General features: G+C 39.9%; 12 protein-coding genes and 2 pseudogenes. 9 read left to right on the top strand and 5 right to left on the bottom strand.

Going from position 1 to position 9,578, the window contains the following annotated elements; translation table 11 throughout:
- Window positions 1-272 precede the first annotated feature (272 nt).
- Window positions 273-719, top strand: a complete 447-nt coding sequence (locus tag J7E67_RS16580) for a hypothetical protein (protein ID WP_214717065.1) — start codon at window positions 273-275, stop codon at window positions 717-719.
- Window positions 720-936: 217 nt separating this feature from the next.
- On the top strand, window positions 937-1,275 hold the full coding sequence (locus tag J7E67_RS16575) for a YolD-like family protein (RefSeq protein ID WP_214717066.1): 339 nt from the start codon (window positions 937-939) through the stop codon (window positions 1,273-1,275).
- 1,048 nt (window positions 1,276-2,323) lie between these two features.
- Here the strand turns inward: J7E67_RS16575 and J7E67_RS16570 are convergent.
- Window positions 2,324-2,503, bottom strand: coding sequence for a hypothetical protein (locus tag J7E67_RS16570; RefSeq protein WP_214717067.1), 180 nt, complete (start codon window positions 2,501-2,503; stop codon window positions 2,324-2,326).
- Window positions 2,504-2,507: 4 nt separating this feature from the next.
- Window positions 2,508-2,711 carry a helix-turn-helix transcriptional regulator gene (locus J7E67_RS16565; protein WP_214717068.1) on the bottom strand — a complete coding sequence of 68 codons (204 nt, stop codon included), beginning with the start codon at window positions 2,709-2,711 and terminating at the stop codon, window positions 2,508-2,510.
- Window positions 2,712-2,984: 273 nt separating this feature from the next.
- Between J7E67_RS16565 and J7E67_RS16560 the strand changes: the two genes are divergently transcribed.
- From J7E67_RS16560 to J7E67_RS16535, 6 genes and pseudogenes are all read left to right on the top strand, one after another.
- Complete coding sequence (locus tag J7E67_RS16560) at window positions 2,985-4,334, top strand: FtsK/SpoIIIE domain-containing protein (RefSeq protein WP_214717069.1); 1,350 nt, start codon at window positions 2,985-2,987, stop codon at window positions 4,332-4,334.
- Complete coding sequence (locus tag J7E67_RS16555) at window positions 4,273-4,833, top strand: replication-relaxation family protein (RefSeq protein WP_251026820.1); 561 nt, start codon at window positions 4,273-4,275, stop codon at window positions 4,831-4,833. The genes J7E67_RS16560 and J7E67_RS16555 overlap by 62 nt, the downstream gene beginning before the upstream one ends.
- A gap of 15 nt (window positions 4,834-4,848) precedes the next feature.
- On the top strand, window positions 4,849-5,277 hold the full coding sequence (locus tag J7E67_RS16550; RefSeq protein ID WP_214717071.1) for a hypothetical protein: 429 nt from the start codon (window positions 4,849-4,851) through the stop codon (window positions 5,275-5,277).
- Between the two features lie 38 nt (window positions 5,278-5,315).
- The gene (locus J7E67_RS16545; protein ID WP_214732393.1) at window positions 5,316-5,693 is read left to right on the top strand and encodes a M23 family metallopeptidase; all 378 of its coding nucleotides are present in this window, start codon (window positions 5,316-5,318) and stop codon (window positions 5,691-5,693) included.
- Window positions 5,674-5,880: a hypothetical protein gene (locus tag J7E67_RS16540; RefSeq protein ID WP_214717073.1), complete on the top strand. Its 207-nt coding sequence runs from the start codon at window positions 5,674-5,676 to the stop codon at window positions 5,878-5,880. Before J7E67_RS16545 ends, J7E67_RS16540 begins: the two co-directional genes overlap by 20 nt.
- Before the next feature lie 97 nt (window positions 5,881-5,977).
- Window positions 5,978-6,148: pseudogene (locus tag J7E67_RS16535) on the top strand (transposase); the annotation flags it as partial.
- Here the strand turns inward: J7E67_RS16535 and J7E67_RS16530 are convergent.
- Window positions 6,078-6,794 carry a glycosyltransferase gene (locus J7E67_RS16530; protein ID WP_214732392.1) on the bottom strand — a complete coding sequence of 239 codons (717 nt, stop codon included), beginning with the start codon at window positions 6,792-6,794 and terminating at the stop codon, window positions 6,078-6,080. The pseudogene J7E67_RS16535 and the gene J7E67_RS16530 sit on opposite strands and share 71 nt — an antisense overlap.
- 15 nt (window positions 6,795-6,809) lie before the next feature.
- Window positions 6,810-8,057: a glycosyltransferase family 2 protein gene (locus J7E67_RS16525; protein WP_214717075.1), complete on the bottom strand. Its 1,248-nt coding sequence runs from the start codon at window positions 8,055-8,057 to the stop codon at window positions 6,810-6,812.
- A gap of 224 nt (window positions 8,058-8,281) precedes the next feature.
- Between J7E67_RS16525 and J7E67_RS16520 the strand changes: the two are divergent.
- Window positions 8,282-8,344: pseudogene (locus tag J7E67_RS16520) on the top strand (YjcZ family sporulation protein); the annotation flags it as partial.
- 57 nt (window positions 8,345-8,401) lie between these two features.
- On the opposite strand, the gene J7E67_RS31860 reads toward J7E67_RS16520, so the two are convergent.
- On the bottom strand, window positions 8,402-8,530 hold the full coding sequence (locus J7E67_RS31860) for a hypothetical protein (protein ID WP_285290655.1): 129 nt from the start codon (window positions 8,528-8,530) through the stop codon (window positions 8,402-8,404).
- Between the last annotated feature and the right edge of the window lie 1,048 nt (window positions 8,531-9,578).

The raw sequence follows: 9,578 nt of genomic DNA, 5'->3' as shown, positions 1-9,578 counted from the left end.
ACTAACGGATGGGCTCTAACGCACCATAGTTCATCGACCTTCCTCTCCCAGCCGTAGAATCAGTATTGACGGTTCTAATATATTTTCATTCTCTGTGGTGCAGCGATGATTTTTCCGCTGCATGGATGGCTAACGGGTGCTTTCCTTAAAGAACTGGCTGCAAAAAAGCAGCCTTTTTCTTATTCGACTAACGGTCAGGTTTAGGTTAATAAGACCTTGAGTATGATAATTACTTAATAAGGATATTGTAAGAAGAAAAAGGAAAAATAATAATGATTGGACTTTTTATCGTAATTATCATATTTAATGTGCTTGCTTTCAAAACTAATAAGAATTTATCGGCAAAACAAATTGCCCATATCTGGTCATTTACAACTGCATTTCAAATGTCTTTTGATGCTTACATAGATTTGAAATATCATGCATACTGGTATTTTACAAAAAATGTGGATTGGGCAGCATTACCAGCCAATACTATGTTACTTCCACCTGTAAATATGATGTTTTTGAATTGGTATCCTTTTAAAAGTTCCTTAATTAAACAAATTCGTTATTTTATCTATTGGGAAGTATGTTTGTTAACCTATGAATCCATCACCCTATTGCCCGAACCTTGGGGATATTTTCATTACGGATGGTGGAATTTAGGATATTCAGCAATTATTAATCCTATCTTGCTTGTTATTTTATTGGTTTATTACAAGAGGTTTGTAAACTAGAATAGCATGCATGTTAAACTAAAGGGTGCGATGCTTTAACAAAGCATCACCTTTTTTGGGTTTGATTAACGGAGCAGATTGTGAAAGATTGTACTTAAAGTAACGGGTGCTTTAATTGAATAAGAATAACTAAAGACCACGTAAAATTGGTCTTTTTATTTTCGTTTACATACGGAACATTTGTTCGTGTATAATAAGAACGAAGGAGATGTTCGAAATGACGATAAGAGATCGCGGTTTAATTAAATGGAATGCAGCGTCCTTTATGCCGCAAGTATTCGAACAGCAGCGCGATATGTTTAAGGACCAAGAGCGCCAGCCACGGCCGTTACTTAGCGAATTCGATACAGAGGAGTTTGACCAGCGAATTGCTTACGCGATGGAATATAACTTTGCGGTGAAGCTATCCGTGTGGACTGACGGATTTACGACGGATATGACTGGGCGTATTCATCATATCGACCCGATTACGCATCAGCTCCGCATTGAGGTAAAGCCTGGCGAATTCGAGCGGGTGACATTCGATGATGTGTGCGGAGTGACTGTCGTAGATTAGTGCGGATGGAACGATATGAAAGAAAAAAGAAAGCGCCATATAGACGCTTTGTAAAGGTGCAATGAGTGAGAACTATACGGTATATTATGAAGGGATGTCTTAGATGGCAATGGACAAATACGGAGTATTTATAAATAAATTGGTCGGGGTAGTTGTCGTAGATTAGTCCGATATTACCTAGTGGAATACTAGGATATATAATAGAAGGAACGCGGTATGATTCCGATTTACAACGTAAGGTGACGTAATGTGGAAGATAATAACGGTAGGTGCTATTGATTTTGACTATCGTCATTTTCCTGCTTTTTTTGTTTTAAATTTGAATAAACTAAATAAATTAGAAAAGTGCCAGGAATCGAGATCAAAATGAATACAAACCAAAGCGTGTTTATAAAATGAGTGTATATCCACCAAGACATGAGAGCACCTCCTAGTTGTAGAATGCCCGAAACGTCTTTATCTTACAATCAGAATAATCATCTCGCAATATGACAGGGATACGGTGGCGAATTGCAAGGGCATCCGGCTATACAAAAGATTACATATTCGCGATATCACTAACACGAAGCGCCTGCCGGACGGACCGCTTCCGAAACCGAGGGGGTGTAGAATAACGGACTGATCGGAAGGATATTGCGCAGCTATCCGTATACTGAACCGGTATTCATTATACATAAAGCGTGGGAAATACCGGAGCCACTGGCGGTAGGAATGGCGGTGCTATGCGGATGTATAGGATGCTGCATAACGTTATTATCTACGTAACGATTGAGCGTTGACATGACTGCGTTTGTATATCACATAAGTGCAGATAACGTACATTATACGTAATTATGTTGAAAACATTATTCATCGTTATACATTCGTCACACAGTCGAAATGATTCCGGTTTATATACTTTTTAAATCCGATTAAAATAGTCGGAATTCCCCAAGCCCATCCGAAAAAATCCGCTTTTCAAGTAATTTCTACCCGCGTATAATTTTCCAGCATCGAGGGGTCAAGTCGAAAAAAATTTCGCAATGAAAAATCGAACTCAGGGAGATCGCTACAATTCTATGTCGCTAACCTTGACGTCATGCTCATCGATGTATTCTATGACCGCAAGCAACCGTTTGATCGCGTATTTCTTATCCGATAACTCAGCTGCCACTAGCTCGCCAGTTAAATCGAGGAGCTGCGTTTTAATCCGCGAGATAGTTAGCTTCGCCTCTAATACTTCATTCATTCCTTCACTCTTCCTCTTTCATCTTATATAAATCGTCTACCTTAACGCCTAATAGCGCAGCTAGCTTTAAAGCCTGCGGTATTGACGGATATGTTTTCCCCGTACTCCAATTCGATAATGTATTCTGCGAAATGCCGAATATCTCGCATATCTCCGGTCTGCTATACTTCGATTGCTTTATCCACGAGCCTATTAAGCTAATTACCATGTCTGATCACCTACTATATAATTTCGACAAAACTCGTCCTAATCCTTTCATAAATTTCTTTGTAGTTTTCCAAAAAATCTTATGATAGACACGCAATATTTGGGCGATATCCCATACACTTTATCATACGCATTACCAATCGCCAGCATCACGGTAGAGCGAACGGTACATTATCGCCTCTATCACTACGACACCAATCGTCCTATTATTCGCTTTCACCATGCGTATCTATTACAACTATCACTATGTGATATTCGAAAGGGGCGTGGCGATTTGTTATTCGAAGTGCTAACAACCGGAAGCATGCTCGGAGTGCTTGGCGCTAGTTATTATTACAAGACGAATTTGAACGATGATAGCGATAAGATTTTAAAGATCGCTGAAAACTGCGGCCTGTACAAAAAAGACGAAAAGATGCGTCTCTATCGAAGGAATTACAATAAGGCGAAAAAGTATACAGAGTATGTCTATAAAATTCCGTTGGGACTTGAGCTGCAAGATTTCCTCGATAAATACGGCAAATTTAAAGACGGCCTTAATAACCGCAGTGTCAGGCGGATCAATCTAAAAGAATTTCGCAAATTGCGAATAACTCGAAGCTTACCGAAGCAACTCCGGGCAATTATTAACAACCGAGTCCTGCTAAATAAGGAAATCGAAATGGAGTACGACGGTATGTTAATCGTGCGGGTGTACGACGAAGGGCTAACCAAGGAATTGCTTTATGACGATGACATGCTCGCGAAAGTTAAGAACTGGCAAGTGCCGGTCGGAGTCACGTATAAAGAGTTCGTCGTCCATGATTTCGAAAAGCTTCAGATGCTTGTCGAGGCCGGCATGACTCGGTACGGCAAGACGGTATTCTTAAAGAACGCAATCACAACGCTCATTAATAACGAGCCTGACAACGTTAAATTTACGCTGATTGATTTAAAAGGAGGTCTTGCGTTCAGTCGCTTCATGGCGTGCAAGCAAGTGCAGACGGTTGCTAAAAACGGAGAGGAAACGCTCGAGGCATTGGAGGCCATTCACGACGATTTAATTAAGCGCCAGGCTTACTTCTTAGCTAACGGATGGGAAGACATTGGCGAAGCCGGATGGAAGGAGCGACACTTTATCGTCGTTGATGAAGGTGCTGAAATCGCTGGCTTTGAAGAAAAGGCGGATCGTGACCGGGCTACTCATTTACTCGGTGAAGTAGCCCGTATCGGTGCCGGAATTGGCTACAGATTGATATTCGCAACTCAATATCCAACTGCGGATGTATTTCCGCGTCAGGTTAAGGCGAACACAAGCGCAGCTCTTTGCTTCAAGTTAAAGAACAGCACTCAAAGCATGGTTGTATTAGACCGGTGCGGTGCGGAGTCCTTACCGACTGGCTTGCGTGGCCGTGCGATTTATCAGACCGACTGCGACCGCATCGTCCAAACGCCATTAATCTCGAATAAGTTTATCGACATCAAAATAAAGCCGCACATTGTTTTTCAGGCAAGGAAGGAGGACGCCAGTGTACCACACGGAAAGGAACCGACGAAAACGGGAGGAAGCTATATTACTCGATTTGAAGAAACTGGATTATCTGACACGAAGCCAGATTCAGCGAATCCACAATTTAAAAAGTGATCGGAATGCTCAGCGAGTTTTGAAGCAAATGGAGGAGTATTTAAGCGTGATGCGCAGCGGTGAAAACATTTACTATCTTAACGCAAAAGGTCGGGCGCTAGTCAACTGCGATAAGGTCCGGAAATGTACCGGCAACGTGATGCACTACATTATGCGGAACTATCTTTATATAGCCTATGGATGTCCGTCCACATGGAGAAATGAAATCCGGATCATCAACGAAGGCAAAACGAAAAAGGATAAAGTAGTTTGTGTCGCAGATGCCCTTTTTAAGCAAGGCGACGTTTATACAGTGGTGGAGGTCGACAATACGCAAACGATGAAAAAGAATCAGGCAAAAATCGAAAAGTATCGGATATTAAAGCAGCGACTAGCTTTCGGAATGATCGCACCTAAATTTGTGTGGATTACAACGACGGAGCATAGGCGCCAAGAGTTAATGAAATTAAGTGAAGGACTTCAAACGCAAGTCTTTACATTAACCGATTTTAACGCATAGGAAGGGGATAACAGCATGTTCAGACGTAAAGAAGAGGTATATTCGATTAAGGAATTTATGGCACGGAAAAACGATGTTGTCGAGCTTACGGAGCAGGAAAAGAAGGTGTTTTTCGAGTCCGGGATATTAATTCCGTTAGCAGTAGCGCCATTCTTGAAAGTTAAAGCCGCTCTTGCAGCGACTGCGGTACCAGTAACAGCGGCGGTAGCTAGTGGGGCCATGTACGATAAGATGCTACATGCGTTTGATCCGTTAATTACTCTAGTCCAGGCGCTAGCATATCCGGTGGCCATGGTCGTCGTGCTTGGCGGTGCTTTGTTCATCATGATCGGCAATAAGGAGAAAGGCTTCAGCATGATGCAGGGCGCTGGCCTGGGCTACGTGCTCGTACAAATGACACCGTTAGTATTAAATATTCTCGTAGAGGCGATGAGGGCGATATGATTGTCCGCATAACAAGTAAGTTTGGCTCGGTAGATGCGGTGCATAAAACGCCACATACCGGCATTGACCTCGCGATACCTGAAGGAACGACACTCAGGGCGCTAAGTGATGGCGTAGTCGACCGAGTATTTGATGGCACAGCTAATATCGGCAAAGGGCTATCAATTCAATTTGACGACGGTACGCGGCTTATATACGGCCATATGAACGAGGTTAAGGCAAGGATAGGGGAACATGTTCATGCAGGAGAAATCATCGGATTAAGCGGAAATACGGGCAATTCGACCGGTCCGCATTTGCATCTCGGAATGAAGGGGCCGGACGATAGCTGGCTTGATCCGACTCCACTTGCGGAGAATTTAGGCAATATAAACTGGTGGGATGGACTTAACGCAATTGAAGGGGTGGTTAGGTGAAAAATTTACGGAAATTACCTTTAACGGTGTTGTTGATTGGATTGCGGATTTTGCTGTGGAGCTTCCTGTCATCGCCGTTGTTAGCGGTAGCGTGTATGCTCTTATTAACATGTTTAGTTCGGGGGCTGCTAAATGGGGCGCAATAGCGACGGTGTTATATGGCTTATTTATTATAAGGCTCTGTTAAATGATAATGTTGATATTTTAGCAAATAAAAAAGGACTGTAATGAGTCCTTTTTTGAGTTGTTCTTTAACTAACGCACCCTTTAAGTAGATTATTTCACAAGAAACTCTTGAACGTGTCTTTGCGGATGCAAAAGAAAAGCATGGTATGCGTTGGACACCCTTTAGAGACCTAAAAAAATTTTCCATGCAAGCGATGCTTACTTTTGCTGCCATGAATTTAATGTGTAAAGTAGTTTTCTTTTTTGAACCAATGATTGAAAATCCTTAGTATATTCAACCAAGTCTCCCCACCCCATCAAATCCTCGTCTGAAATCTTCCAAGTATGGTTTTCTGAGTCTTGTCGAATAGCAGCAAAATCATAACGATCTGTTGAATAGATGCTAAAGCCTTCTTTTTTGCATTGATCGATAAAAAAGTAATCCTCCGCTCGATTTACTTTTTCAAAACGGACATAATAAAACACATTTTTTCTAAACATCAAAGTTGCACCAGCTACTGTATCGGACATTGAATTTTCGATTCCTGGAACATGAATTAAAGCCTTTTTATTTTTGAAGTATATATAAATAGAGCTTTTTCCAACAATGGAGATATTAGGATCCTCAAAAACGGACATTGCATTTGCAATATAATCAGGTCCGTAATAATCATCATCGTCAAATTTGGCTATAATATCATAATTTGAGTTCAAGACCCCAAAATTTAAACAATCACCTAAAGCAGCCTTTTCATGCAGTTGATAAACCCGAACATTCGGATATTTCTTTGCCTTCTTAATCCATTTATCAATGTCCATGGAATCTTTATTCAATATAATAAATAATTCTTTTTCCCTCCATGTTTGCTGTTGATAATTCTTAAAAACATTATCCATACATTCATCTCTTATGGTGCAAGTAATAATAGAGACCATTTTTTCACCCCTCTCTTATGAATTGATAACAGTAGCTAAAAATTTTGTTAGGTTCGGAAACATTTCAAGTTTTTGTATTTGTTGCATATCTCTTTGCAACTCTTTTTTTGCTTCTGAACTGAATCCTGCCGCACCTATTATATTAAAATGTCGTATATCGACTTCTAGCATCAGAATAATCGTTTCTAGGATATAGATAAATTTTTCCGAGAAAACTTGAAATTGCTCTGGATTAGATTTTAGAAGCGATTTATACTCCTTTAAGATGTTATTCATCGTGTTCAAATCTGTCATCCTAGCGAGTTCTAATGCCAAAATTAACACATCGACATCATGATGTTTTATTGTGAATAAGCCGAAGTTTCCAACCGCCTCTTTCCACTTACTTTCCTCGACAGGATGTTCTTGGTGGTATGTGGGCATTTTATTACTCACTACGTATTTGACGCCCATTTTATATAACCTGTATCCTAATTCCCAATCTTCATAACCGTAATTAAAAAATTCTTCATCAAACAATCCTGCCTGGGTGATAAGCTCCTTTTTGATAGAGATATTCCCTGTTAGAAATGCCATCCATGGAAACATGAACCCTTCTAACTTTACATTGTAATTACTAATTATTTCTTCGAACCATGGGTACGCACTATACGATATATCTTTGAAGTGCCCCTGTACTATATCGTCTTTATTAATCAGTGGATATGGGGTTTCGATAGGATGTTTAGAATTTTTGAATCTCTTATATATTTGTTGATTCTCTTTTGTTAACTTTTCGATTTTATTCGTGAATTGGTCGGAAAATTCGGGGAAAATACAAGAATATAGAGCTTTTGAATGCATCGTGCCTGTCACAATCAGATTATCGGTTATATGGTGATAGTTATAGTGATTTTGTACAAACTCAGGTTCAGTAATCATTTCAGCATCAAGGAAAATAAGAATCCTGCCGCTTGCTGATTCGATACCTAAATTTCTAACCCTGGCTCTTCCGAGTTTTTGTGTGCAGTGAATATATTTAAAAATATAGGGAGGATGATAGTTTTTTAATTTTTCTTCTGTTTCATCAGTAGATGCATCATTAATAAAAATTACTTCCATCTTCTTAACGTTAAAGGATTGATTTTCAAGTGAATAAAGGGTAAATAAATTTAACGGATACTTATTTCGGGAAGGTATTATAATACTTACTTCAATATCATCGTTCGTTTCATTATTGGAGATCTTTTTATTCGCAGTAGATTGATGTTTTACATAACGCATGTTTTCACTTCCTTTACAATAAACTTGTCCCTATGGTCTTTATAGAATATGAGTGACATTTATAACTGACTAAACTACTACCTATTTTAAAAGATTAAATGCACTTTTTTAGTTAATTGGTGAATTCAAATATTACAAGAAAAAAGAGCCCGAAAGCTCTTTTATAGATGTCTAATAAAGGTGGTGATGATTGATGGGCTACCAAGGTGGCGGAATGAGCACATTTTTCTTTGATTGTTGTTCTATTCATCCTTTTAATCATTGTTGGAGCATCCTTCATGTGTTGAGGATACTAATAATCACAACTAGAGGGGTTCTAAAAATTATTTTAGAACCCTCTTTTATTATCTTTTTATGTCGCCCTTTGAGTCAAATGCTTCGTTAATATCAATTCCTTCTTCATGACAGATAGGTAAGGGTTTGAAGTTATCTCCCCCTTTTCCCCCCGCTAGCACCGTACGTGCGACTTCCATCGCATACGGCGCCCCAACTAATCCAATTCAATTTAATCATCAACACTTCTGGTAACTTAGTACCTTTCATGTCTCAGTTTCTTCCGTTTCAATAAGTCGGCTACCCCTTTCGGAGTTAACCTCTTTTAGTCTCACGAGAACCTTATTAATCGATAAAGATCTGCCTTACATGGTTGAATGATTCTTCATTAGTCTAGTGGCTATCCCTCCATGTTGATTAGACATTTCATTGGTACTATGCCACCACTTTCACTGATATAAAGACAAGTTATACAAGAACTATTATCATCATTGCTTTCCTTGCCAACGATTCATCGGGAGTAAGCCCTCCACGTTATCAGCTTACAATGTTGAATTATATCTATTATAGAAAGAACTTAGGTGCTTCCTGTAAGCCTGTTAGCATTCATACGCCTTTAACGTATCATGGATTTTTATATTAGTTAGTTTTACTCATCCACATCTAACCTCACATTTGGTGATATACACATTTCTATGTATTGCAGTTATAGACCCGTACATTCGGAAGTTCGTCAGCTTAACCTTTGTTCTTTTAGGTTTCTTCGCATTCTCACCATATAAATTCAACTCAAGCATCATGATTTACACCACCCCCGCGGGTAGGCTTTCGACAGCTAAAAGCTAAGCTGTTACGGTAAATTCTCACGCCTTTTCACCGAGCTTATAACACTATCATTCTTACTAAATTAAGTGCCATTCGACTAAGAGAGAGCCCTTCAAGTCGTTACACTATCATTTGACTCTTCGATATAACCCTTCAGTTCCAGAAGGAACTGTCTAGCCTTTACCAGAGAAATGTAACCACCCTCCATTTAAACTAGAAACATTTCGCACAACTAAACTGCCCGTTAGCCATCCATGCAGCGGAAAAATCATCGCTGCACCACAGAGAATGAAAATATATTAGAACCGTCAATACTGATTCTACGGCTGGGAGAGGAAGGTCGATGAACTATGGTGGGTTAGAGCCCATCCGTTAGTCTGACTCCAACGACCACGGTGCACCACTGACTGTCGCTCCCTTACG

The sequence above is a fragment of the Bacillus sp. ISL-46 genome, from assembly GCF_018613205.1.
The sequence above is the reverse complement of the archived record's forward strand: the minus strand, read 5'-3'. Positions and strand labels throughout refer to the sequence as shown.